Origin of the sequence: Streptomyces sp. 796.1 (genome assembly GCF_047525675.1) — a bacterium.
In the GTDB taxonomy this organism is placed as follows: Bacteria; Actinomycetota; Actinomycetes; order Streptomycetales; family Streptomycetaceae; genus Streptomyces.
The window spans coordinates 120,681-143,750 of record NZ_JBLIWA010000015.1; the positions used below are offsets into that span (position 1 = coordinate 120,681).

A 23,070-nucleotide genomic window follows, 5' to 3' on the forward strand; every position below is an offset into this window, starting at 1 on the left:
GGCACATCCGAGACGCACGTCCCCAGCGCACTCCCCGGTGCGCCCGAACGGAAAAGGTCGCCTTGTCCGCACCGCTGTCCCAAGCCGCCGCGTGGCGCGCCCGTCTCGCGGCGGTCGGCAGGCCCGACTGGCTGGCATCGCCCAAGGTCTTCACCACCGAGGTGGTCGCCGGCCTGGTCGTGGGCCTGGCCCTGATACCCGAGGCCATCTCGTTCTCGATCATCGCCGGCGTGGACCCGAGCGTCGGCCTCTTCGCGTCCTTCACGATGGCCGTGGTGATCTCGATCGTCGGTGGCCGCAAGGCGATGATCTCCGCCGCCACCGGCGCCGTCGCCCTGGTCATCGCCCCGCTCAACCGCGAACACGGCCTCGGCTACCTGATCGCGGCCGTCATCCTCGGCGGCGTGTTCCAGATCGTCTTCGGCGCCCTCGGCGTGGCCAAGCTGCTGCGCTTCGTACCGCGCAGCGTCATGGTCGGTTTCGTCAACGCCCTCGCCATCCTGGTCTTCGTGGCCCAACTGCCGGCGCTGTACGACGTGCCGTGGGCCGTGTACCCGCTGTTCGCCGGCGGTCTGCTCCTGCTGGTGTACGTGCCCAAGCTGACCACGGTCGTGCCGGCGCCGCTGGTGTCCATCGTGGCGCTCACCGCGATCACCGTGGCGGCCGGCATCGCCGTGCCGACCGTGGGTGACAAGGGCGAGCTGCCCTCCTCGCTGCCGACACCCGGACTGCCTGACGTGCCCTGGACGCCGGAGACGCTGACCACCGTCGCCCCGTACGCGCTGGCGCTCGCGCTGGTGGGGCTGATGGAGTCGCTGATGACCGCCAAGCTGGTGGACGACATCACCGACACCCACTCCAGCAAGACCCGCGAATCGATCGGCCAGGGGGTGGCCAACATCGTGACCGGGTTCTTCGGCGGCATGGGGGGCTGCGCCATGATCGGCCAGACGATGATCAACGTGAAGACCTCGGGGGCCAGGACCCGGCTCTCCACCTTCGCGGCCGGCGCCTTCCTGATGCTGCTGTGCATCGCCTTCGGACCGCTGGTCTCCGACATACCGATGGCCGCCCTGGTCGCCGTCATGGTGCTGGTCTCGGTGGCCACCTTCGACTGGCACTCGATCCACCCCAGGACGCTGCGGCGGATGCCAGCGGGGGAGACGGCCGTGATGGTCATCACCGTCGGCTGTGTGGTGGCCACCCACAACCTGGCGGTCGGCGTCGTCGTCGGCTCGCTCACCGCGATGGTCATCTTCGCCAAGCGGGTGGCCCACCTTGCGCAGGTCACCGCGGTGCTCGACCCGGACGGGCAGCGGGTCGTCTACGCCATCACCGGTGAACTCTTCTTCGCCTCGTCCAACGACCTGGTCTACCAGTTCCAGTACGCGCGCGACCCGGACGAGGTGGTGATCGACCTCTCCGCGGCGCACATCTGGGACGCCTCGTCGGTCGCCGCGCTGGACGCCGTCGAGCACAAGTACCGACAGCGCGGCAAGCGGGTCACCATCGTCGGGCTCAACGAGGTGAGCTCCGACCTGCACGATCGACTCGCCGGGCAACTCACCCCCGGCACCTGAGCGCTCGTACACCACCGGCCGGCCGCGGGCCCGGATTCGTAGGACGTACGGAACCGGGCCCATGCGGCTGCGGCGGGCCCGCCCCCGGCCGGGCAACCGCCCCGCCCGGGTGGGCCCGGGCCGGCTGGTGGGGGCGGTGGGTTACGCGATGGGGCCAGGCGCTTCACGCGGCGGGCCGTACAGCGGCCGTGCGGTGCTTCACGTGGCGGGCCGTCCAGCGGTCGTACGGCGCTTCACACAGCGAGCCGTCCAGCGGTCGTGCGGCGCTTCATGTGACAGGTCCCACAACGGCCGTACGACGGCTCAGAAGTCCACCCGGTAGAAGACCGCCAGGTTCTTCATGCCGGTGAAGACCTTGGAGACCTTGGCCGTCATGCGGAAGGTGGCCGGCAGCCGCCCGTCGTCCAGGTCGAAGGCGGACATCGACGACACGCAGCGCAGCCGCGCGTCGATGGCCTCCCACTCCGCGCAACTGTCGAAGCCCCAGTACACCTTGGCCTTCGCGGCCTGCACCGCCTTATTCAGCTTCTGGAGCTGCGCACCGCGCCGGCTGAGCCCGTCGAAGACGAACTGGCCGCTGGGGAAGTGGTCCAGGATGCGCCGGACCAGCGCCTTGCCCTCCTCCTCCTTCAGGTACATGAACAGCCCCTCGGCGACCACCAGCACCGGCACGTCGCCCTTGACCTCAGCGAGCCACATCGGGTCGGTCACCGACGAGCCGATGCACTGGTAGCCGGGGCGGTCCGGAAAGAGCTGCTGGCGCAGTTCGATGACCTCCGGATAGTCCACGTCGTACCACCGCACCTGCGGCCCGGGATCGATGCGGTACGCGCGGGTGTCGAGGCCGCACCCGAGGTGGAGCACCACGCACTCGGACTGGGTGGCGAGGTACTGGCGCGCCCAGTCGTCCAGGCAGTTGGCGCGCAGGGCGATCGCGGTGTCGTCGCCGCGCCGCAGGCCGACGGTGGAGAAGTCGAACTCGATCTGCTGCACGGCCTCGTACGCCATCGTGTCGTGCAGGATCGAATCGGGTGACTGGGCGTCAAGGGCCCGGCCGTAGAGGGTGGGTAGCAGCGTGGCCTTCTCACCCGTGAGGTTCACTTTCGTCATGAATACGACGCTACGCGCGCCGGGGCGCCGTCCCGGCTGTTTCCCCCCAGGCCCTACCCGCGCGGGTGAGGCCGGTCGCTGAGCTGACCGCACCCCGCCGTGGGACCACCGGCCCCACCCGGAGCGGGCGGGGCCGGTGTCCAGCGGCACAGCGGGGAACGCCAGCGCCACATCAGCGGCACATCAGTGGAACAGGGTGGGGCGCGGCGGTCGCGGCGCCGTGCTCGGGCCGCGCCAGGGTGTCTCACCGGGCTTCGGCCGGGTGAAATCGGCGCTGGTCAGCGCGGTGCCCACGACCGGGATGCGGATCTTGCTGGCGGCCAGGTCCACGGTGACGCGGGCGCCGGTCGCGGTCTCGAAGTACAGGTACTCGGCGGGCGTCCCGGCCAGCACCAACCCGATGCGGTGGCCCGGCTTGACCACGTAGTCGTTCGGCAGGGTGTCCCAGCCGACCTGGTAGGCGCGGCCCGGCACCAGCGGCTGCGGGTCGCTCTCCGATACGTGGTTCTGGGCGTCCAGCGAACCCCGGGCGATGACGTGCACCGGGTGCGAGGCGGTCACGTTGGCCGTCTCGCGGTAACAGGCGTCGTCGGTCTCGACGCTCTCACCGTGACAGCTCTCCCGGTCCAGCAGCCGCACCCCGTCGTGCAGCCGGTTCTGCGGCTCGTTACGCACCACGTCGATCCGCTCGTCCGTGCCGTAGTCGACGAGCAGCGCCGTCAGGTTGGAGGTCGGCCCGTCCAGTGAGAGCCGCAGGTCAACGGCCGGGGTTCCGGAGATGCGGGCCGGTCCGGTGAGCGGCTGGCTGACGTAGGCGAGCCGGCTCGGCCTGCTGGTCGTCGGGTCGGTGACCAACTCCGTCTCACTGACCTTCAGGTCGCTGAAGGACTGGGTGCCGCTGGGCGCCGGGCGCAGCCCGAGGGAACCGTCAGCACCCGGGTGGAGCGCCACCGATGTGCTGCGGGCCGGCCAGTCCCGCTGCGTGGTCCACGTCGTCGGCCCGGTCTGGAGGTCGACCCGGGGTTCGGCCATGATGCCGTTCTCGATCCCGTACAGCCAGTGGTCGAACCACCGGTGCAGGGTGTCCACCCACAGATCGCGCCGGCCGGGGAAGTCGAAGGCGTCAGTGTGCCCGTACTGGCCGAGCCACAGCTTGCGCGGCACACCCTGTTCCTTCAGCCCCTGCCACCAGTGGGCGAACTGGTTGGGCCGCACGTTCTGGTCGTTCAGGGTGTGCACGGCGAGCACGCTCGTCCGCACCCTGCCGACCTCGGGCGCGGGCGCCGCACGGTAGTCGCGCTCGCTCCAGTACGGGTTGTAGTTGCCACTCGCGTCGTCCTCGCCGGCCCGCAGGTCATCCCGTACCGCCTGGCACTTCTCGTCCGGGTCGCTGTCCAACTCGGTGGCCAGGTACTGGCTGAACCCCTCCCAGTGCTTGGCGCCGCGCGAGCGGGTGATGTCGTACCAGGAACTGACCGACGAGATCGGCACGATCGTGTCCAGGCCCCGCACGCCGGTGCCCGCCACGGCATTGGCCAACGCGCCGTCGAAGGACTTGCCGATCATTCCGGCCCTGCCGCTCGACCAGTCGGCCCGCGCCTCGCTGCCGTCCGCGTGGTAGCCGCGCACCCGGCCCTCCAGCCAGTCGACGACGGCCTTGCTCGCCGCCACGTCGCTCGCGCCGCCCACCGTGAAGCAGCCGTCGGAGCGTGCCGTGCCCGTCGTGTCCACCTGGACGACCGCGTAGCCGCGGGGCACGAAGTAGTTGTCGTAGTGCATCGGGAACGTGCGGGGCGCGCCGTTCGCGTCCCAGGACTTCGTCTCCGACTCGAAGCCGCGCCCCACGGTGTCGTTGTACGGGCTCGACTCGATGATCGCCGGCACCTTCAGGCCCCGCTCGGTCTCGCGGGGGCGGATCACGTCCACGCCCGCCCGGTCGAGCGCGCCGTCGCGGTCGCTGTCCACGGCGAGCTGGATGGTGAGGTGTTCGCGAACGGCGTCCCGGTAGGAGAACGTCGGCTGGGTCCGCCCGTCCCGGACCGACGGGGTGGGATCGGGCGGTGACGCGGTGCCGTCGGCGAGCGCCGAACCGACGGCGAGCGTGGCCAGGGCCGTCGTCGCCGCAGTAGCGGTGACCACGCCCCGGCGCCATCGTGGGCTGAGCACGGGACCTCCTTGCTGCGAGCCCCGCAGCAGCGCGGCGCGCATGGGAGAGGGATCGGCCAGGTTCCGGATGATCGTCACTCCGGCCGCTGGGGTCGGGCTAAAACCCCTGGTGCCGCAGGGTTGCACCGCCGCCGGTGGTCCGGCGGAGCGGGCCCCGTGGCGCGGGGTGGGGCCAGCGTAGTGCGCAGCCTGCGCCGGCGACCCCCGGTCGATCATCTGACTTCTGCCGTCGTCCGGCGGCCCGCCGGCTGTCCTGGCCTCGGGTTACGCGGCGGTCGCCGGTTCGGTGGGCGGGGCGTTCGCGGCATGGCCGGCCCCGCAGACCCGGGGCGTACGCGAGGGGGGTGACCCAGCGACTCGGCGCGTGCGCGGCGGTCGCCGGGTCAGCAGGCCGCGGCAGCCGGCAGCCGGTCGGCGAAGAACGCCCCGGGCGGCACACCCAGCAGGGTGCGGAACTCGGCACTCATGTGCGACTGGTCGTAGTAGCCGGCGCCGGCGGCGAGCCCGGCCAGCGGCGCCGCGCCCGGGCCCGCACCGGTGCCGCGCCGGCCGTGGGCCAGGGCCCGCCGGAGCCTGCTGATCCGGGCGAACGACTTGGGCGGGAGACCGGCGCCCACGGTCAGCAACTGCCGCAAGTGCCGTTCGCTGACGGACAGTTGGCCGGCGAGTACGGGCAGTGGCGTCGGGCGTCGGGCGGACAGTGCTGCGGTGGCGGCACGGACCAGGGCACCGTGCGCGAGCGCGGTCGACGGCTGGGCGTCGACGCACGCCCGCAGCGCCACCTCCAGATGGGACCTGACGAGTGCGCCGTCCCCGCCGGCGCGGGCCAACCGCCGCTCAAGCCGGACCGCCCGCTCGCCCCACAGCGCGACCAGCGGCAGCACCCGGTCCACCAACTCGCTGATCGGCACCCCGAGGACGGCCCTGGCCACCTCCGGCCGCAGGGTGGCGCGGAGACAGACCGGCAACTCCTTGCCGGCGGCGTAGCGGGCCCGGGTGCGCGGGCCCACCACCAATAGGTCGCCGTCCCCACCCGGCGCGGCGCGGAAGACCAGCGAGGTGGCGGTGTCGGGCAGGTGCACGAGCCGGTCCCCGACGGCACCGCTCAGATCCTGCACCCCGGCCAACACGTCCGCGGGGCTGTGCGAGCTCATGCCGGCACGCTACCGGTAGCCGCACGCGGCAGCCGTGCTCGGTGTCGCACATCGTGATGGTTCTCAGTCGTGACGGCCGTACCAGTCGTGCGCGCCGTCGCGCGGCCTCCCGTACGACAGTGGCTGCCGGCAGTCATGCCGACCGCCGTAGGGCAGGCCGCGCCAGCCGCGCCAGCCGTGCCACCCACGCCAGCCGTGCCGATTCTTCCAAGAGCCGGTGGGGTGCGCGGTGCCAGGCTGACGCCCATGATTCTGGTAACGGGTGCCACCGGCACCATCGGTCGAGAGCTGGTCCGACTGCTGGCGGGGGAGGGCCGACAGGTGCGCGCGATGACGCGGCAACCCACCCCGGCGCCGCCGTTCCCCGCCGGCGTCGACGTCGTACGGGCCGACTTCGCCGACCCCGACGCACTGGCGCGCGCCGTGGCGGGGGTTCGCGCGGTGTTCCTGCTCAGTCCGCCGGGCCCATGGGTGGTGCAGCACGACGCGGCGGTCCTCGCGGCGGCACGGGCGGCCGACGTCCGCACGGTCGTCAAGCTCTCCGCGATCGGCACCGGCGACGACACCCTGGCCAAGGGCGGTGACTGGCACCTGCCGGGCGAACGGGCGGTGCGCGACAGCGGCCTGGGTTGGACAGTGCTGCGCCCCTCCAGTTTTGCTTCCAACGCCCTCCAGTGGGTCCGCGCGATCCGCGCGGGCGCCCCCGTACCGAACCCGATGGGGGCCGGCACCCAGGGCGTCGTGGACCCGCTGGACGTGGCCGAGGTGGCAGCCAAGGTCCTGACCGGGACCGACCACGCCGGACAGGTCTACACCCTGACGGGCCCGGAACTGCTCAGCGTGCCCGACCAGGTCGAGCGCCTGGGGCAGGCCGTCGGCCGGCTGCTCACGACCGCCGAGTTGACGCCGACGGAGTACGCGGGCCAGCTCAGGGCCGCGGGGCTCGATCCGGCCTTCGTCGAGGTGGCGGTGGCGGGCGCGCGGCTGGTCGCCGGGGGCGGCAACGCCGTCCTCACCCCGGACGTGGAACGCGTCACCGGCCACCCACCGCGCCCCTTCACGGACTGGGCAGGCCGCCACCGTGCTGCTTTCGGGGCAGGACCGGAGTGAGGCGCCGGGGCCGGCGGGGGCGGGAGTAGGGCTCGTCCGGCTGGGCGCGGGCCGGGCCGTGGCTGGGGCTGGCTGGGCCGGACCGGGCTGAGTCGGGTTGAGCCAGGGTTGGACCGGGTTGTGCCGAGCAGGGGTCGCGCCGGGTCGGGGTTGGACCGGGCCGGGGTTGGACAGGTCAGCGCAGGGCCGAGGTGGGTTGGACGGAGGTGGGTTGGGCCGAGGGCGGGCCGGTCAGCGGCGATTTCCTGTTGACCGGCCCCGGCCGGCAGTGCTGGACTCGGCCGGTGGACAGCATCCCCGCCAACCGGCGGCTCTGGAACCGGATCAGCAGCGCCTACCAGCGCGAGCACGACCCGCAGATCGGCGCTACACCCAGGCTGTGGGGCATGTACTCCATCCCCGACGCGCATCTTGACGCCCTCGGCGACGTCGCCGGCAAGCGCGTGCTCGAACTCGGCTGCGGCGCCGGCCAGTGGTCCAGGGCACTCGCCGCCGAGGGCGCCACCGTGGTCGGGCTCGACCTGTCCGAAGCCCAACTTGCCGCAGCGGCAGGCACGATGGGGGCGGCCAGCTACCCGCTGGTACAGGGCGCCGCCGAGCGGCTCCCCTTCGCCGCCGAAAGCTTCGACCTGGTCTTCTGCGACTTCGGCGGGCTGAGCTGGGCACCCCCGCACCTGGCCGTCCCGCAGGCCGCACGGGTGCTGGCCCGCGGTGGGCGCCTGGTGTTCAACGTCGCGAGCCCGTGGTTCGAAGCCTGTTACGACGAGGCCGCCAGCCGCGTGACCACGACGCTGCAACGCGACTACTTCGGGCTGCACGCCATCGCCGAAGGCGACGGCGCAACCAGCTACCAGCTCACCTACGGGGACTGGATCAGGGTCCTGCGCGGCGCGGGCCTGGTCATCGACGACCTCATCGAACCGCGGCCCGACCCCGACACACCCAACGGCTACAACGCGACCGAGCCACCCGACTGGGCACACCGCTGGCCGGCCGAGTCGCTCTGGGTGACCCACAAGCCGTAGCCCCACCGCGCCGCGACACAGATCCCCCGCCTTCCGATCACGCTGTGACCGGGGTGGTTCACCGTAATCGGAAGGCGGCTCGGGGGACGAGTGCACGCGAAACGGCTGGTATTACTGGGACATGCATGAAGAGACCGCACGCTCCGCGATCGACACATTCATCTCCGCGTTCAACGCATCGGACGACAGCTATGTGACCGCCCTGCTCTCCCAGGCCCTGACCTCAGACGTGGTCTTCTGGGGACCGTTGGGCCGTAGCGAAGGAATCGCGGCGGTCGAGCGGTTCGTGCTGGACATCCGGCGCCACCCGGCGGGGACCGGCACGATGGTGCGCTGCTCGGCGGTGGACATGCCCGACGAATGGGCCCGTTACCAGTGGGTCTTCACCACGCCGGATGGCGGCCCCCGCCTGGCGGGAACGGACGTCGTCCACCTGCGACGGAGCCTCATCGACCAGATCATCGTCTTCGCGGGCGAGATCGAGCCGTCCGCCTCCTGACTCGCCCTTCTGCGGCCACCGCTCATCCGGCGATCGGCCCGGACGCCAGCGCACGTCCAACCCTCGCGACCACCGACCCGGGCGAACCGCCCCGGCCCGGTCCCTAGTCGTCCCCGGGCCCGGACAGCGGGGCGAACTCCCGCAACGCACCCGCCACGATGGCCTCAAGGCGCGCATGGTGCGCCCCGCGCCAGTACACCCGCGCGCACGCGGTGCACTGCGCGAACACGTCGTAGCTGCGTCGCGTGCCGTGTTCGAGCTGCTCGCCGACGGACTCCTTGTCCGCCTCGGCGAGCAGCCCGTTGCACGCACTACAGCGCGTCCACGGCGCCAGGACCGGCGCGAACCGCCCCAGCACCTCCCGGAGTTGCTCATCGGGCCGGTCGCTGTAGACGTACGCACCGGCCCACAGCTCCCGCCGGCGCAACAGGCCGCGGTCGCGCGAGAGCAGCACCCGGCGCTCGGCCGCCGACCGGGTGGCGAGGGCGGCGTCCCCGATGTCCTCGTTCTCGTACGCGGTGTCCACCCCGAGCAGCCGCATCCGGCGCGCGAGGGTGCCCAGGTGGACGTCGAGCAGGAACCGCAACGGCGCACCCGGCACCCGTTGGGGGCGCTGCACGCCGCGCACCTCGACGGACTGGCCGGCGGTCGGCACCTGGGCGGCGGGCGCCGGGCGGCCGTCCACCAGCAACTCACCCACCTCGGTGAGCGGGACGCCGACCGCCTCCACGACGTGCCCGAGCGAGGACGTGCCGTCGGTGACGAGCGAGAACGGGGCGCCGCGGCGGTCCGGGGCGAGGAACAGGTGAAGGTCGGCGGCGAACGTCAGTCGGATGCGAGGGCGTGCGGTCACGGTGGTCAGCATGCCACCGTCCCCCGCGCACCGCCGCGGGGTTTCCGGTGCTCAGGGGCCCACCGCGCGCAACGGCAGCCGGCGCCCGCGGCACTCGCCGGGCGCGTCCGGCAGCCCGGGGCACCCACCCGGGCCAGGTTGCCGGGATGGGTTCCGCCCGCATCCGGGAAAATTCTTGAATGACCGGTCAAGATTGTCTAGGGTGGGCGCATGGGCAGGACCAAGGAATTCGATCCGGACGCCGCTTTGCGCTCGGCCATGGAGCTGTTCTGGCGCAAGGGGTACGAGGCCACCTCGATGCAGGACCTGGTGGACCACCTCGGACTCGGCCGCGGCAGCATCTACGGCACCTTCGGCGGCAAGCGCGAGCTCTATCTGAAGGCCGTCGACCGGTACGGCGAGGACGCCAGGGCCGTGCTGGTGCACCGCCTCGCGGGACCGGGCTCCGGCTTGCAGGCGGTGCGGGACCTGGTGCGCTTCTACGGCGCGGGCGCGCTCGCCGACGAGGACTACAAGGGCTGCCTGATGACCAACACCGCGATCGAACTGCCCGCGGACGAGGGGGCCTGTCGGCGGGTGGCCTCCGGTCTCGAAACGTTGGAGACCGCCCTGATGGGCGCGCTGGTCAGGGCCCGTGCCGAGGGTGAACTGGGGCCCGACAAGGACCCGGCGTCCCTCGCCCGGTTCCTGGTGACGCTCCTCCAGGGCATCCGTGTCGTCGGCAAGACCGCGGTGCGTCAGCGCTACCTCGACGACACCGTGGAGCGGGCCCTGGCCCTGCTCGACTGACCCGGGCCAGGCGCGCCGGGTGTGGTGGGTGCGGCGCCGCGGTGGGGTGGGTGTCTGGGCGTGGCGGCGTGTCGCCGGGTGCGCTTCGGTGGCTGTCGAGCCGATGCGCGCGGACCCCGATCGACCCGTCGCCGCGAGGTGGCCCACGCACGCCCCGATCCGCCCCCCGCTCCCACCCTGGCCGCCCGTCGCGCGGTCCCGTACGACGCGCCTCGTCCCTGCCGCCCGTCCTGGCTTCGGCCTGGGCGTGCAGGGTGTGTCACCCATGTCCTGAACGCGATTCACCCCTACCCATTTTCTTGACTGTACGTTCAAGAAAAACCCCTCAATGGCGACCTTGGAAGCGAACCCGGCGCAGCTCCGACCTGACCGTCGGAGCCTCGACGTGGCCCTGCGGGGATCCCGGTCGGGAATCCGTGCCGAGGCCGCCTGATGAGAACCCCTATGAGAAAGAGGAAGACTCCCATGACCGACACGCACCCCGTCCCCACCGATGCGGAGCTCGCAGCCTCGCTCGACGGCGACTTCACCAGCGCGTACGCCACCGTGAACGGCGTCAGGCTGCACCACGTCACCGGCGGCAGCGGCGAACCGCTGATCCTGCTGGGTGGTTGGCCGCAGACCTGGTGGCAGTTCCGCAAGGTGCTGCCCGCGCTGGCCCGCTCCTTCCGGGTGACCGCCGTCGACCTGCGGGGCATGGGCGGCTCGGAGAAGCCGGCGGACGGCTACGACAAGCGCACCATGGCGCGCGACATCCACGAGCTGATCCACCACCTCGGCCACACATCGGCCTTCGTCGCCGGACACGACATCGGCGCCGGGCTCGGCTACCACCTGGCCGCCAACTATCCGGAATCGGTACGCCGGTTGGTCACCATCGACCTCGGCGTCCCCGAGGCGTCCTGGCTGGAGATCCCCATGCTGCCCAGCTCGGACAAGCAGGTCGAGGCCATCTCCCGGGGCCGGGGCGGCTACCCGTGGTGGTTCGCCTTCAACCAACTGCGCGGGCTCCCGGAGGAGTTGCTCGCCGGCCGCTTCCGTCCGGTGATCGACTGGCTGTACGGGCACATGCTCCTCGACCAGGCGTCGGTCGCCGAGGACGCCCGACGTGTCTACGCCCATGCGTACGCCACGCCCGAAGCCATCCGCGCCGGCAACGGCTGGTACCAGACGATGCGCAAGGACGTCATCGACCTCGCCGACCACGCCCCGCTGACGCTGCCCATCCTCACCCTGGCCGGTGAGCTGAGCTACCAGGCCCTGCGCCAGCAGATGGGCCCCGACAAGGGCACCGACATCCGTGTGGTGGAGGTCCGTGGCAGCGGCCACTACGTCCCCGAGGAGCAGCCGGAGGCGGTCGTACGGGAACTGCTCGCCTTCTTCGGGGCGGCGGGCCCACAGGAGTAGGTCGACACCCGGTGCGGGCCCACCTCGGGCCCGCACCGAGGCCGAATTCGGGAAATCACCCGCACCGCCCCTACCCTCCCCACTCCACCCCGGCCGAAGCCGGGAGGCATTTTCCCCGCTCCCTCCTCGCCCCCTTCCCTTCCCTCTTCTTGGAGTCCCCTCCTTGCGTCCCCTCCTTACGTACCGACCCCTCGCGGCGGGGGAGGGGCTTTCCCATGAGGTGGGCGCCCCCTCGTCTATGTCGACCGGGTCGTCGTGCGGGCGGAGTCGATCAATAGGGGAATCGCCCGGCGGGCGGGGCGCTGGCCGGGATTTCCAGAATTCTTAGCGCGAGAGGCAACCTCGCGCGGTTTCGGCGCGTATTCCTGGGTAGCAGGGACGCAGACGAGGACCAGTAATGTGGCCTGGGCCACAAGAAGCGGGCCGCGGAAGAGTGTCGGGAGCTCCGTCGAAGAGGCCGAACAAGATCATTTGAACAGAACTTTTCGGACTTTCCGGGCTCTGTGGTGCACCTCACCGGCGCCCCGCGATGATCTGTCACGTGCTGTGGTCGCCCGATCCCCTTCCGATCGCGGGAACCCCGCGCCGCCTGCGATGTCGCCCGCGGCCCGTACTTCGAAATATCGCAGTACGGCACAGATCCCGTGCAGAGCGTTATCTCTTCTCGCGAGTTATCGGCTGCAATGGATCTCCATCGGCGGGTTCAGGCTTGTCGGCAGGGAAATGAATGTGTTTTGTTGGCGATCCCGCTGAAACGAAGGCGGGTATCCGACGCCGGAATGCCGAATCTTGCCGCTGGCCGAGGAGAAACTTCAAAGTCATGACGGCAAGAGCGGGGGAACCAGGTAAGTGCCGCACCGCGTCTCAGCGCGGTCGGCTTGGGGTGAAGACGTGTCGCGGCACCCCGCCGCACCAGACGCGTCCGGGCAACTCCAGCCCGAATCCGACAGCTCACCTCGTAGGCATAGGAGAGGGCTACCCCTATGTCTTTTCGCGCACGCCACAGCCGCATCAGCCCCCGTCGTCTTGCGCGCATCTCCGTCGCGCTGACCGCTGGCGGCGCCGGCCTCGCCATCCCGTTCCTGGGCGCCACCCAGGCCAACGCCGCCTCCGTGGACGTCTGGGAGAAGGTCGCCCAGTGCGAGGCCACCGGCAACTGGAGCATCAACACCGGTAACGGCTTCTACGGCGGCCTCCAGTTCACCGACAGCACCTGGCGCTCCTTCGGCGGCACGGCCTACGCGCCGCGCGCCGACCTGGCCACCAAGGACCAGCAGATCGCCATCGCCGAGAAGGTCCTCAAGGTGCAGGGCCCCGGCGCCTGGCCGGTGTGCTCCGTCAAGGCGGGCCTGACCGCCGGCGGCCCGACCCCGCAGATCGCCCCCGACGGCGCCCGCGAGCAGGGCAACACCACCACTCGCGACAGCCGCCCGACCCAGCAGGTCGCGCCCCAGGCCGCCCCGAAGGCTGCCGCCCCCAAGGCTGCTCCGAAGGTCGCCCCCAAGGCTGCCCCCAAGGCCGAGGTGAAGTCCGCTCCGCGCACCCACCAGCACACCGCGGGCACCTCGTACACCGTGCGTTCCGGTGACACCCTGTTCAAGATCGCCCAGGCGCACGACGTCAACGGTGGCTGGCGCGCCGTCTACGACCGCAACCAGGACGTCGTCGGCAAGAACCCCAACCTGATCTACCCGGACCAGCGCCTGACGCTGCCCGGTGCCGGCTCCGCGCTGAAGGCCCCGCAGAAGAGCGCTCCGCAGCAGCAGGCCGCCCCGGCCCCGCAGCAGCAGCGCGCCCCGCAGGCCGCCCAGCCGAAGGCGCCGCAGCAGCAGGCCCCGAAGCAGCAGGTCGCGCCCAAGTCCGCGCCGGTCCAGCAGGCCCAGCCGCAGACCGAGGCCGCCACCTCGACCGGCTTCACCGCCCCGGTGGCCGGCTCCACCGGCACCCCGTACCGCCAGGCCGGCGGTAGCTGGTCCAGCGGCTACCACACCGGTGTGGACTTCCCCGTCGGCACCGGCACCACGGTCAAGGCCATCGGCGCCGGCCAGGTCGTCTCCGCCGGCTGGGCGGGCTCGTACGGCAACCAGGTCGTCATCCGCCACGCGGACGGCCACTACAGCCAGTACGCGCACCTGTCGCAGCTCACCGTCTCGGCCGGGCAGAGCGTCTCCGGCGGCCAGCAGATCGGCCTGTCCGGCAGCACCGGCAACAGCAGCGGCCCGCACCTGCACTTCGAGGTCCGCACCGGCGCCGGCTACGGCTCGGACGTCGACCCGATCGCGTACCTGCGCGCCAAGGGTGTCAGCATCTGATCACCCCAGTCGCTGACCGGCTGCCACTGACCGGTCGCTGACCGGGGCGGCAGGCAGCCCCAGCACCACGGATGTGCCCCTTCGCCCACCCGGCGAAGGGGCACATCGGCGTTCTCCGGGGCAACCCGCCCCGGCACCGGGCGTGACGGGCCCGGCCGCTCGGGGAGTGCCGGGCGGGCGCTGGGTAGAGTTCCCCGTCATGGGGTTGTGGAACGGGGAGGAACCCGCGACATCGGGCGGCGCCGAACCCGAGCACGGTGCCGAAGGTCCCGTACGGAGCGTCGGCGGCCCGACGCGCAGCACCGAGGCCGCGCGCGGAGCCGGCAGCGCGCCCGCCGCCGATCCGCGGCGCGCCATCGAACACCGGGGCGTCGGCGGCACGGTCGACACCCCGGCCCCCGACGACCAGGCGCCGCAGCCGCAGGCACCCACACAGCCACAGCCACAGCCGCTGGACGGCAGCCCCGCGCCGACCGCCGCGCCCCCGGCGCCGAGCACCCCCGCCCCGTACCCGGCGCCCCTGCCAGGCAGCGCCTACTACCCCGTGTCCCACCCCCAGCCGGCGCCCCGGTCGCAGCAGGAGCAGCCGTCCGGCTGGCAGCCACCCAGCGCCGTCGAGCAGGACCTGTACGAGGCGAAGGAGCGCGGCGACTGGGCCGGCTACTTCGACGTGCTGGCCCGTACGCCGCTGTTCGTGGCCGACTCGCGGGCCCGGGTGGACGCCCACCCCGACAGCGTCGTCTTCACCCCGTACCGCGACCCGCGCACCCGCACCGACTGCCTGGCCGTCTACACCGAGGGGATGCTGCCGGCGCCGGTCGAGGACCCCGTCTTCCACTCCGGGTCGCTGGGCTGGTACGCGCGGGTGTGGGGCGCGAAGGACCCGCAGTGGCTCGCGGTCAACCCGGGCAGCCCCTGCGAGGCGTACTTCCCGACCACGACCAGCCACCGCGCGGTCTGGCAGCAGCACGCCGAGCGGGCCGCCCGGTGCAGCCAGCCTCCGCGCCGGCTCCGCGCCCTGTACATCGGCGGGCCGCTGCGCGGACCGGTCGCACACGGCCTGGCCTGCGGGGCGCTGCTCTCCGTCAGCAACGGCGAACTGTGGAACGCCATGGCCTACCACGGCGGCGGTTACACGGCCGAGCGGGACCGGCTCGCCGAGTGGTGGGGGATCGGGTCGCGGGCCGACTGGCAGCGCACCCAGGACCTGCTGCTGCGGGCCGAAATGACCAGCCCCGTATGGGAGTTCACGCTCGGCATACGCCGCTCGCTCGCGCTGGACTTCGCCGGCGCCGTCGAGGTGGACCACTGGCGCCAGGTGGCCGAGCGCGCCCTGTGGCACGGTGCCGCCGAGGCCGCCGAGCCGCGCATCACGCCCGACGGGGTGACGGTGGCCCAGCCGCGCAGCGACGCCGAGGTGCGCTCCCAGGTGGCCGGGGTGCGGCGGCTGATCGGCCGGATCATGCGGTACGAGGCCAGGTTCCGCGCGGACGGGCTGTTGGGCGAGGGCAAGTTCGTCCGCTCGGTGGAGGCGTGGGACTACGGCCGGGCGTCCTGCATGGCCCGCTGGGGGCTCGGAGCCCGCTACTGCACCCTGGAGGAGGCCGAGCAGGGCGTGCTGCGCGCCGGCCGGCTCAGCCAGGCCAACTACCGCTCCTGGCAGGACTTCTCCGCCGCCTACATCCTCGGCCGCTGTCTGCACTTCGACGAGGAGGAGTTCGGCGACTGGTACGAGGACATGGCGGCGGCCCACCAACTGCTGATGTCCGACCCCGGCAGCCCGTGGCGGAACATCCCCTGGAAGTAGGCGCACGCGGGGCCCGGCCGTGCGGGTCGTCCGGGCCGGTCGAGCTGTCCGGGCCGGACGCGTGTCACGCCCCCGGGCCGCCGCGCCGGAGGTGCCCGGCCCCGGCGGAAATGGCTTGGACGACCCGGGCCGGCTCCCTGCACCATGACGGCTGTCTCCTGCCCCCGACGAGAGTCGTGTGCCAAATGACCGTGTTCCTGACGACCGAACGCCTGCTGCTGCGCCGGTTCACCGAGGCCGACGTGGACCACCTGGTGGACCTGGACGGCGACGTCGCCGTGATGCGCTACCTCACCGGTGAGCCGACGCCACGCGCCGTGATCGAGAACGAGGTGCTGCCGAAGATCCTGCGCGACTACGCGTCGGGCCCCGCGGGCCGTTGGGCGGCCTTCGAGCGGGACTCGGGGCAGTTCGTGGGGTGGCTCAGCCTCCAGCCGCCGGCCGACGGCAGCGTGCGCGAGGTGGAGCTCGGCTACCGCCTGAAGGCGGCGTTCTGGGGACGGGGGTACGCCACCGAAGGGACCCGCGCCCTGCTCCGCAAGGGGTTCACCGACCTGGGCGTCGAGCGCGTGTGGGCCGAGACCATGGCGGTCAACACGGCCTCCCGCCGGGTGATGGAGAAGTCAGGACTCCGCTACGTACGCACCTTCCACGTGCACTTCGACGACCCGCTGCCGGGCACCGAACACGGCGAGGTCGAGTACGAACTGCGCCGCGCGGACTGGGCCGAACAGCAGCAGAACCCGACACCCGGCCCTGCCAGCCCCGCGGACCCGGGGTGACCTGGGCGGAGTCACTGGGCGGGGGCTGGCGGTGGGTTCGGCGCCGTCCGCCGCCGGGTGGCCTGCGGCTCGGCGGCGGACCGTCGCCCGCCGCGTTCGCCCTGTGCGGGGTGGTTCGCCCTACGGTCGGCCGCCGGGTTGGGTGTGGGCGTAGAGCGAGACCCACGGGTGCGGGCGGCTCTCGCTGCGTTCGCCCGGTGCAGGGTGGTTCACCCTACGGACTGCCGCTGTCGCTGCTGCCGGCCCCGGTGCGGGCGCCGTCCGCCAGGGTCTTCCACAGGGCCGGTTCCTCGAAGTCCAGTGCCCACAGGGCCGTGTTGACCACGCCGTGCGCGCGCAGGGTCGGCAGATGGGCGCCGATGCCACGGCTGTCCTGGTACCAGACGACACGCCGGCGCCCCTCGTCCAGGTAGCTGAAGTGCGGGGTGCGCGAAGCCTCGTCCCACTCGTAGCGGGCGCCGACCCGCTTCCGCAGGGCCTGTGCCTCGCGGGTGGTGCGGTGCAGTGCGCGGCCACCGTCGCCGACGCGGTAGTCCCAGCCGTACGCCGGGATGCCCATCTCGATCTTCCGCGCGGGCACCCGCGCGGTGGCGTACCGCAGGATCGCGTCGTACCAGTCGGGCGAGGTCAACGGGCCCGGCGGACCGAGCGCGTCGTGCAGGTTGTAGCCCATGATGCGCAGCCGGTCCACGGAGCGGCCAAGGCGCGCGTAGTCGTAGACCCGCGCCGAGTCCTCGCTCTCGGTGCGCGGGTACACCGCCACGGTGCACTGCTTCCCGCGGTCGTGCAACGCGCCGCACACCTCGTCGACCAGGGCGCTGAACCCCTCCCGCACCCGCCGCAGCACCTCCGGCTCGGCGTCCTCGTTCATCCGCTCGTAGTCCAGGTCGAGACCGTCGTACGGGCGGCTCTCGGCCAGCCGCAGCAGCGCCCGTACGTGGGTGGCGCGCCGGGCCGGGTCGCCCAGCAACTCGGCCATCGCCCGCGCCCCCGGCGCCTCGGTCACCGTCGGCAGCACCTTGATCCCGGCCCGCCGCAACCCTTCGACGATCCGCAGCTCACCCGCGCCCGGATGCTCGGTGAACTGCTCCGGCCCGGTCATCTCGTACCAGAACGGACTCACCGTGTGGAGCTGGTCCGCATGGTCCAACGCGCTGCGGTAGCCGCCCTCTTGCTGCCAGTAGGGCAGCCAGGCCGAGACCGTGCGCGCGGGCGCCCGCCCGTCGGCCGCGGGCCGTGCGGCCACCGGCTGCGCCGGCGCGGACAGGGCGAGCAGGGCGAGCACCGCCGCGGGTGCCCAGGTGCGAAGTGTGATCACGGGCCCAGTCTCGGCGCCCCCCACCCGCCCCGCACCCGAGACTGCCCCATCCGGGCGCCTCCCGATGGGCCCAGCCCCTTTCGCGACACACCCACACTCACCCCCTGCCCCAGCCGCACACCACACCCACCCGCCAGCCCCGATGCCACCCTCGCCCGCCCGGCCCCCTGTGGCCCGCCGACCCGAGCGCCTACGCTCGGGCGGCGTGACAGTTCACAGCACGCTGGCCACCGCCCAGCGCTCACTCGGCGACCCGGACATCAGCTATCCGCTGTGGCCCCCGCTGACCCGCGGCTGCCCCCGGACCAGCACCGACACCGTCTCCTACCCGGTCGAGGTGGACTACGCGTACGACCGCGTGGACACCGCGCTGTTCGAGCCGGGTTACGCGGCCCGGGCCGGCCTGTCCCGGGGCGCCGGGCTCGACCGCTGGGCGCCCCTGCTGCCCCCGCTGGACGCGCCCGGCCTCGGCGAGGGCGACACCCCACTGATCGAACTGGCGCCCGGCTGCTACCTGAAGGACGAGGCGCGCAACCCCACCTGGAGCCACAAGGACCGGCTCAACCGCTGTACGACCAGCGCCGCACTGCGGTCCGGCGCGCCCGGCATCGTGGTCGCCTCGTCCGGCAACCACGGAGCGGCGGCAGCGGCGTACGCGGCGCGCGCCGGGTTGCGCTGCGTCGTCTTCACCGCCGTGGACACCCCGCCGGCCGTCGATGCCTTCCTGCACGCGTACGGCGCGGTGGTGCTGCCGGTGCCGATCGAGCACCGGTGGCCGCTGCTCCGTACCGTCGTCGAGCGCTGCGGACTGCATCCGGTCAGCAACCAGACACCCACCCACACCGGGCACGCGTTCGGCCCCGAGGGTTACAAGACCATCGCCTACGAGATCCACGCCGAAATCGGGGCCCCGGCCGCGGTGTTCGTGCCCACCGGCTACGGCGAGCTCCTCTACGGGGTGTGGAAGGGCTTCGCCGAACTCCGCCGGCTCGGCGTGACGGCGTCCGTACCGCAGATCTTCGCCTGCGAGCCGGCCGCCGGCGGCCCGCTGGCGGCGGCGGTGCGCACCGGTGTGCCCGCGACCGAGGTCGAGGTGGGCCCCACCGACGCGTACGGCATCGACTGTTCCGTCGGCGGCTACCGCGGCGTGGTGGCACTGCGCGAGAGCGGCGGCCGGCCGCTGCTCCTGACGGACGACGAAATGCGTTCCGCGCAGCGGGAGTTGGCCTCTCGGGGGCTGTGGGTCGAGCTGTCCGCGGCGGCCGGTCTGGCCGGGTTGCGCCAGGTGGGTGACGTCGCGGGGCCGGTGGTGTGCGTCTCCACCTCAAGCGGCTTCAAGGACGTCGGCGTCGGCAGCCGGACCAGCGCCCCGGTGGAACCCGAGTGGGACGCGGTGCGCCGCCGGCTGCGGGCGGCCGGCATCGAGGCGTAACCCCAGAGATGATCCGGGAAGTCGCCCAGACACGACCCGAGGCCCCCAGACGTGACCTGAAACGTCATCCCCCGATGTGGACCGAGGCGTGACCCGGGTGTCACCCCGGGCTGGACCGAGGCGTGACCCGGGTGTCACCCCGGGCGCGGCCCGGCCGGTGGCTCAGCAGTTCTTGTAGTCGTAGCGGGTGGAGTTGTACGAGCAGGTGTCCACCTTGCTGCCGGACGCCTTGCGCAGCGTCGCGGTGTCCCGGTCGTTGTTCCACACGTACGCCCGGCGCTTCTGGTAGCGCGTCGAACTGCTGTCCTTGCCGCTGCCGGTGCGCACCGTCACGGTCTTGCCGGCACCCAGCGTGTACGAGCCGAAGGTGTACTTGTGCCGCGAGGCGTCCGTGAGGGTCCAACCCCGCAGGTTCACACCCCGGCTGGTCGAGTTCTTTATCTGCACGTACTCGGCGTTGAGGCTCCGGTTGGACCGGTCGTCCTTGCCGGGGCTGTCGTAGTAGATCTTCTGGAGGTGCACGGAACCGGCGGCCTGCGCCTGGGCGGGCAGCAGCGGCACCAGGACCGCGCCCGCGACGGCGGCTGCGCAGGCGGCAGTACGGAGCGAGAACATGGGCTTCCTTCGTGATCACGGCCGGGTACCCCCCTTGGTCCCCGGCGAGGGGATCACTTTAAGGGCACTTCCCGGATATCAGTGCCATATCCGGGAAGTGCGGTGCGGGCGCCCATCTCCTGATATAGGGCCGGGCGCGCGGTGGACCTGCGTGCGCCGCGCGGGCCCGTACGGCTGCTCAGGGGCAGCCCACGGCCCCACAGGACTCCCACGGGCCCCACGAACCGCCCGGCGTGCGCTGGGTGATCTGCCAGTAGAGGGAGTCCGCGTTCCACTCGTGGGCGACCACCCGGATGCGCCCGTCGGGGAGTTCGCTCACCCGGCTCGGCTGGCTGAGCCCGGAGAACTCGTTCGGCACCCGCCCCATGGACTGCCGGGCCTGCCAGGCCCCGGAGGCGTCCTGGGCCCTGGTGTACATGGAGGTGTCGTAGTGGTTCGTGGACGCGAACGCGTGCAGCCGGCCCGCCCGGTCGGCGAAGACGGCGACCCCGCCCCAGTACGGAGGCGGGTTGAGGTCGAAGTCCTCCGGCGCGCTCCAGGTCCCGTCGACGGCCACCTGTGCGGTGTGGCACTGGATGCCGTACGAGGGGAAGAACGCCTCGATCCGCCCGTCGGCGCCCTCGGCCGCGTTCACATAGCTGGTGACCTTCGGTCCCACCGGCACCGCGCTCACCCGCCGCCACGGTCCGTACTCGCCGCCGGCCTCGTCCTGCGTCCGGTGCCAGACGAAGTGCATCCGGTGCTGCGCCGTGTCGTCCGTGAAGTACTGGAACTGCTCCACTCTGCCGTCCTTCCGCGGCACCGACACCAGGCTGCTCGGCTCCCCGAAGCTGGCCACCCCCTGCGCCTCGGTGTCGGGCGCGCACGCCGCGACGGCCGGCGTGCCCGTCGTGTGCCGCTCGCCCGCCGTGGCGTGGGACGGGGGTGCGGCGGCCACCCCCGCGGTCGCGAGCAGCAGGGCGAGCACCCCACCCCACGCCCGCCGGCGCACCCCGACCTTGCTGCGCATCGCCAGTAACCCTCGGTGCATGATCGACACTCCTTCGGTGGCGGTCTCGCTCGTCAGGCTGGGCATCGTGCCCCTATCCCGCCCCCGGTGCCAGGGCGCCCCTTTGGCCACCTCTGCCGAAAACGCCCGGCCGCCCGCTGGCTGACCCTCTTGCGGCAGGCTGTACCCGGCCCCTGCCGCAGGGTTGCTTCGGTCGAGTCTCCGCCGCGCCCCCGCGATGGCGCCGCGCTGTACGCACCGAAGGCGCGCCACCGCGCCGTACCGACGATCCGTCCGGACAAGTGCATGCTCGTCCAACTGGCCTACTTCATGGGCTAGTTCATGCGTCAGCGGCCCACCTTCCCGCCGGAAGGTGGGCCGCCGTGTGCTGGTTTCTTGGGTGCTTATCCGGGCCTCTGTGGTGCCTGTCCGGGCCCCTGCGGGCCGCCGCCGCACCGATTCCGCCGGGTGCGACTGCTGCGTACGTCCGCCGCGGACGGGAGATCGATCAGGGTCGGTCAGGCAGGCGAGCAACCCTACGGGTCGGCCTCCTGGGTGACCCGAGACGGCCAGGTGTCCCAGGTGGTGCGAGCGGCCCGAACAACCGGAGCAGCCTGAGTGGCCCGCGCAACCCGAACAACCCGCGCACCCCGAGCGGCCCGAACCGGCCCGGGTGTCCCGCGTGGCCGGTACGGGATCGGCTCAGAGGCCAGCCTTGAACAGCAGCCGGTTCGGGGTGCTGTTGACGTTGCCGGTGATCACGTTCGGCGTGGCGTTGGTGGTGATCCAACTGTTGATGGTGGCCGACGAGGCGTCACCGTTGTTGGCCTTGTACAGCGCGGCAACCCCCGCGGCGTGCGGCGATGCCATCGACGTGCCGTTCATCTGGGTGCTGCCGCCGCCCATCCGGGCCGAGGTGATGGAAACGCCGGGCGCGTAAGTCTCCACGCAGCGCCCGTAGTTGCTGAACGAAGCCTTGCGGTCGCTGCTGTCCGAAGCGGCCACGGTCAGCACGGCGGACGCACTGGCGGGGGAGTAGTTGCAGGCGTCCTGGTTGTCGTTGCCCGCAGCCACCGACAGATGCACCCCGGCGTTGGCGAGATTTGCGGCTGCGGTGTTGACCGCGGCCGAATAGCCGCCGCCGAGCGAGGCGTTGGCCACCGCGGGCTTGGCCGCGTTCTTGCGGACCCAGTCGAACCCGGCGATGATGCCGGCGAACGAGCCGCTGCCGTCACAGCCCAGCACCTTCACGCCGCGCAACGCCGCGCCCTTGGCGACGCCGTAGGTGGAGCCGCCGATCGTGCCCGCGACGTGCGTGCCGTGCCCGTGACAGTCCTCGTTGCTGCCGCCGACCGTGTTGTACACGTTCTGCGCCCGCCCGCCGAACTCCGGGTGGTCGCTGTCCAGACCGGTGTCGATGATGTAGGCGGTGACGCCCGCGCCGTCCCGGTTCCAGGTGTACGAGCTGTCCAGCGGGCGGTTGCGCTGGTCGATGCGGTCCAGGCCCCAGGTGGCACCGGTCTGCGTGCCACTCGCGGCGACCTTCTGGTTCTCCTCGATCGCCTGCACGGCGGGGTTGGCCCGCAGCGCATCGAGCTGACTGGGCGTCAGCTTGGCGGCGAAGCCGTTGAAGACCTTGGAGTAGACGTACTGGGTCTGGACTCTCGTCGACTTGGTGAGGCCCTGGGGCGCAACGCCGGGTCGCAGGGTGACGATGTAACTGCCCGGCACTGCCTTGCCCGGGGCCGCCTGCTGCACGGCGACCACCGGGGCGGACGGCTCGGGCGTGGCGGCGGACGCCGCACCCGTGGCCGCTGGCACCAGGACCATGGGCGCGGCGAGCAGGATCGCGGCGAGACGGGAACGCTTCATCGGGGGAGACCTTTCGTCTGCCGCCGGCGGTCGGTGGGCGCCGGCGGTGGGCTCGGACCGCGTCCCCGTCACCGCTGGCCGCCTGCGGGCAGCCGAGATGCCGCGCCGGGCCAGCGGCGCGAGCGGTGCGGTGGAGGTACGGGAGACACGGGGCGGGGTGACCCCGTCGACGGGGCGGGGTACCCCGTCGACCCGTCCACGCCCGTGCCGTACCGGTGCGTGGACAAAGCGGCGCGGGGGGGGGGGGGGGG

The 23,070-nt window shown here is 72.3% G+C and carries 18 protein-coding genes and 1 riboswitch; of the genes, 10 read left to right on the forward strand and 8 right to left on the reverse strand.

The genetic code is table 11. The annotated features are described in order from the left end of the window. The first annotated feature begins 62 nt into the window (after nucleotides 1–62). Nucleotides 63–1,580: a SulP family inorganic anion transporter gene (locus tag ACMA1D_RS12675; protein WP_414724015.1), complete on the forward strand. Its 1,518-nt coding sequence runs from the start codon at nucleotides 63–65 to the stop codon at nucleotides 1,578–1,580. Nucleotides 1,581–1,883: 303 nt separating this feature from the next. On the opposite strand, the gene ACMA1D_RS12680 is transcribed toward ACMA1D_RS12675, so the two are convergent. The 3 genes from ACMA1D_RS12680 to ACMA1D_RS12690 form a co-directional block, all read right to left on the reverse strand. Further along, nucleotides 1,884–2,690 carry a class I SAM-dependent methyltransferase gene (locus ACMA1D_RS12680; RefSeq protein ID WP_414724016.1) on the reverse strand — a complete coding sequence of 269 codons (807 nt, stop codon included), beginning with the start codon at nucleotides 2,688–2,690 and terminating at the stop codon, nucleotides 1,884–1,886. A gap of 183 nt (nucleotides 2,691–2,873) precedes the next feature. Continuing rightward, entirely contained in the window at nucleotides 2,874–4,856 is a 1,983-nt protein-coding gene (locus ACMA1D_RS12685; RefSeq protein ID WP_414724017.1) for a CocE/NonD family hydrolase, read from the reverse strand. A gap of 383 nt (nucleotides 4,857–5,239) precedes the next feature. Continuing rightward, nucleotides 5,240–6,010 carry a helix-turn-helix domain-containing protein gene (locus ACMA1D_RS12690; RefSeq protein ID WP_414724018.1) on the reverse strand — a complete coding sequence of 257 codons (771 nt, stop codon included), beginning with the start codon at nucleotides 6,008–6,010 and terminating at the stop codon, nucleotides 5,240–5,242. Between the two features lie 246 nt (nucleotides 6,011–6,256). Here ACMA1D_RS12690 and ACMA1D_RS12695 point away from each other — a divergent pair, with 246 nt between their 5' ends. The 3 genes from ACMA1D_RS12695 (at nucleotide 6,257) to ACMA1D_RS12705 (ending at nucleotide 8,644) form a co-directional block, all read left to right on the forward strand. Further along, entirely contained in the window at nucleotides 6,257–7,120 is an 864-nt protein-coding gene (locus ACMA1D_RS12695) for an NAD(P)H-binding protein (protein WP_414724019.1), read from the forward strand. A 284-nt stretch (nucleotides 7,121–7,404) separates the two neighbouring features. Next, nucleotides 7,405–8,145 (forward strand): class I SAM-dependent methyltransferase, encoded by a 741-nt coding sequence (locus ACMA1D_RS12700; RefSeq protein ID WP_414724020.1) that lies wholly within the window; start codon nucleotides 7,405–7,407, stop codon nucleotides 8,143–8,145. Between the two features lie 121 nt (nucleotides 8,146–8,266). Beyond that, nucleotides 8,267–8,644 carry a nuclear transport factor 2 family protein gene (locus ACMA1D_RS12705; protein ID WP_414724021.1) on the forward strand — a complete coding sequence of 126 codons (378 nt, stop codon included), beginning with the start codon at nucleotides 8,267–8,269 and terminating at the stop codon, nucleotides 8,642–8,644. A 103-nt stretch (nucleotides 8,645–8,747) separates the two neighbouring features. Here the strand turns inward: ACMA1D_RS12705 and ACMA1D_RS12710 are convergent, their stop codons facing one another. Beyond that, entirely contained in the window at nucleotides 8,748–9,509 is a 762-nt protein-coding gene (locus tag ACMA1D_RS12710) for a Mut7-C RNAse domain-containing protein (RefSeq protein WP_414724022.1), read from the reverse strand. Between the two features lie 198 nt (nucleotides 9,510–9,707). Between ACMA1D_RS12710 and ACMA1D_RS12715 the strand changes: the two genes are divergently transcribed. The 5 genes from ACMA1D_RS12715 to ACMA1D_RS12735 all read left to right on the forward strand — a co-directional run bounded on the left by ACMA1D_RS12715 (nucleotide 9,708) and on the right by ACMA1D_RS12735 (nucleotide 16,594). Then, nucleotides 9,708–10,286 carry a TetR/AcrR family transcriptional regulator gene (locus ACMA1D_RS12715; protein WP_414724023.1) on the forward strand — a complete coding sequence of 193 codons (579 nt, stop codon included), beginning with the start codon at nucleotides 9,708–9,710 and terminating at the stop codon, nucleotides 10,284–10,286. Between the two features lie 465 nt (nucleotides 10,287–10,751). After that, nucleotides 10,752–11,693: an alpha/beta fold hydrolase gene (locus ACMA1D_RS12720; RefSeq protein ID WP_414724024.1), complete on the forward strand. Its 942-nt coding sequence runs from the start codon at nucleotides 10,752–10,754 to the stop codon at nucleotides 11,691–11,693. A gap of 770 nt (nucleotides 11,694–12,463) precedes the next feature. Further along, a riboswitch (cyclic di-AMP (ydaO/yuaA leader) is annotated at nucleotides 12,464–12,673 on the forward strand. A gap of 3 nt (nucleotides 12,674–12,676) precedes the next feature. Beyond that, nucleotides 12,677–14,005: a transglycosylase family protein gene (locus ACMA1D_RS12725; protein ID WP_414724025.1), complete on the forward strand. Its 1,329-nt coding sequence runs from the start codon at nucleotides 12,677–12,679 to the stop codon at nucleotides 14,003–14,005. A gap of 199 nt (nucleotides 14,006–14,204) precedes the next feature. Further along, on the forward strand, nucleotides 14,205–15,812 hold the full coding sequence (locus ACMA1D_RS12730) for a DUF1266 domain-containing protein (protein ID WP_414724026.1): 1,608 nt from the start codon (nucleotides 14,205–14,207) through the stop codon (nucleotides 15,810–15,812). Nucleotides 15,813–15,997: 185 nt separating this feature from the next. Beyond that, nucleotides 15,998–16,594: a GNAT family N-acetyltransferase gene (locus tag ACMA1D_RS12735; RefSeq protein ID WP_414724027.1), complete on the forward strand. Its 597-nt coding sequence runs from the start codon at nucleotides 15,998–16,000 to the stop codon at nucleotides 16,592–16,594. A gap of 214 nt (nucleotides 16,595–16,808) precedes the next feature. Here the strand turns inward: ACMA1D_RS12735 and ACMA1D_RS12740 are convergent, their stop codons facing one another. Then, nucleotides 16,809–17,912: a glycosyl hydrolase family 18 protein gene (locus ACMA1D_RS12740; RefSeq protein ID WP_414724028.1), complete on the reverse strand. Its 1,104-nt coding sequence runs from the start codon at nucleotides 17,910–17,912 to the stop codon at nucleotides 16,809–16,811. Between the two features lie 283 nt (nucleotides 17,913–18,195). Here ACMA1D_RS12740 and ACMA1D_RS12745 point away from each other — a divergent pair, with 283 nt between their 5' ends. After that, on the forward strand, nucleotides 18,196–19,344 hold the full coding sequence (locus tag ACMA1D_RS12745; RefSeq protein WP_414724057.1) for a threonine synthase: 1,149 nt from the start codon (nucleotides 18,196–18,198) through the stop codon (nucleotides 19,342–19,344). A 162-nt stretch (nucleotides 19,345–19,506) separates the two neighbouring features. Here ACMA1D_RS12745 and ACMA1D_RS12750 read toward each other — a convergent pair whose 3' ends face one another. The 3 genes from ACMA1D_RS12750 to ACMA1D_RS12760 all read right to left on the reverse strand — a co-directional run bounded on the left by ACMA1D_RS12750 (nucleotide 19,507) and on the right by ACMA1D_RS12760 (nucleotide 22,819). Next, nucleotides 19,507–19,959, reverse strand: coding sequence for a lamin tail domain-containing protein (locus tag ACMA1D_RS12750; RefSeq protein ID WP_414724029.1), 453 nt, complete (start codon nucleotides 19,957–19,959; stop codon nucleotides 19,507–19,509). Between the two features lie 178 nt (nucleotides 19,960–20,137). Continuing rightward, entirely contained in the window at nucleotides 20,138–20,989 is an 852-nt protein-coding gene (locus ACMA1D_RS12755; RefSeq protein ID WP_414724030.1) for a hypothetical protein, read from the reverse strand. A 660-nt stretch (nucleotides 20,990–21,649) separates the two neighbouring features. Next, a complete protein-coding gene (locus ACMA1D_RS12760) occupies nucleotides 21,650–22,819 on the reverse strand; it encodes a S8 family peptidase (RefSeq protein WP_414724031.1) in 1,170 nt (389 codons plus the stop codon). Between the last annotated feature and the right edge of the window lie 251 nt (nucleotides 22,820–23,070).

What these genes read in the sequence shown, in the direction of transcription:
- ACMA1D_RS12680 (WP_414724016.1), bottom strand. Translation starts at nt 2,690, where the DNA reads ATGACGAAAGTGAACCTCACGGGTGAGAAGGCCACGCTGCTACCCACC.
- ACMA1D_RS12690 (WP_414724018.1), bottom strand. Translation starts at nt 6,010, where the DNA reads ATGAGCTCGCACAGCCCCGCGGACGTGTTGGCCGGGGTGCAGGATCTG.
- ACMA1D_RS12695 (WP_414724019.1), top strand. Translation starts at nt 6,257, where the DNA reads ATGATTCTGGTAACGGGTGCCACCGGCACCATCGGTCGAGAGCTGGTC.
- ACMA1D_RS12705 (WP_414724021.1), top strand. Translation starts at nt 8,267, where the DNA reads ATGCATGAAGAGACCGCACGCTCCGCGATCGACACATTCATCTCCGCG.
- ACMA1D_RS12710 (WP_414724022.1), bottom strand. Translation starts at nt 9,509, where the DNA reads ATGCTGACCACCGTGACCGCACGCCCTCGCATCCGACTGACGTTCGCC.
- ACMA1D_RS12715 (WP_414724023.1), top strand. Translation starts at nt 9,708, where the DNA reads ATGGGCAGGACCAAGGAATTCGATCCGGACGCCGCTTTGCGCTCGGCC.
- ACMA1D_RS12720 (WP_414724024.1), top strand. Translation starts at nt 10,752, where the DNA reads ATGACCGACACGCACCCCGTCCCCACCGATGCGGAGCTCGCAGCCTCG.
- ACMA1D_RS12725 (WP_414724025.1), top strand. Translation starts at nt 12,677, where the DNA reads ATGTCTTTTCGCGCACGCCACAGCCGCATCAGCCCCCGTCGTCTTGCG.
- ACMA1D_RS12730 (WP_414724026.1), top strand. Translation starts at nt 14,205, where the DNA reads ATGGGGTTGTGGAACGGGGAGGAACCCGCGACATCGGGCGGCGCCGAA.
- ACMA1D_RS12735 (WP_414724027.1), top strand. Translation starts at nt 15,998, where the DNA reads ATGACCGTGTTCCTGACGACCGAACGCCTGCTGCTGCGCCGGTTCACC.
- ACMA1D_RS12750 (WP_414724029.1), bottom strand. Translation starts at nt 19,959, where the DNA reads ATGTTCTCGCTCCGTACTGCCGCCTGCGCAGCCGCCGTCGCGGGCGCG.
- ACMA1D_RS12755 (WP_414724030.1), bottom strand. Translation starts at nt 20,989, where the DNA reads ATGCACCGAGGGTTACTGGCGATGCGCAGCAAGGTCGGGGTGCGCCGG.
- ACMA1D_RS12760 (WP_414724031.1), bottom strand. Translation starts at nt 22,819, where the DNA reads ATGAAGCGTTCCCGTCTCGCCGCGATCCTGCTCGCCGCGCCCATGGTC.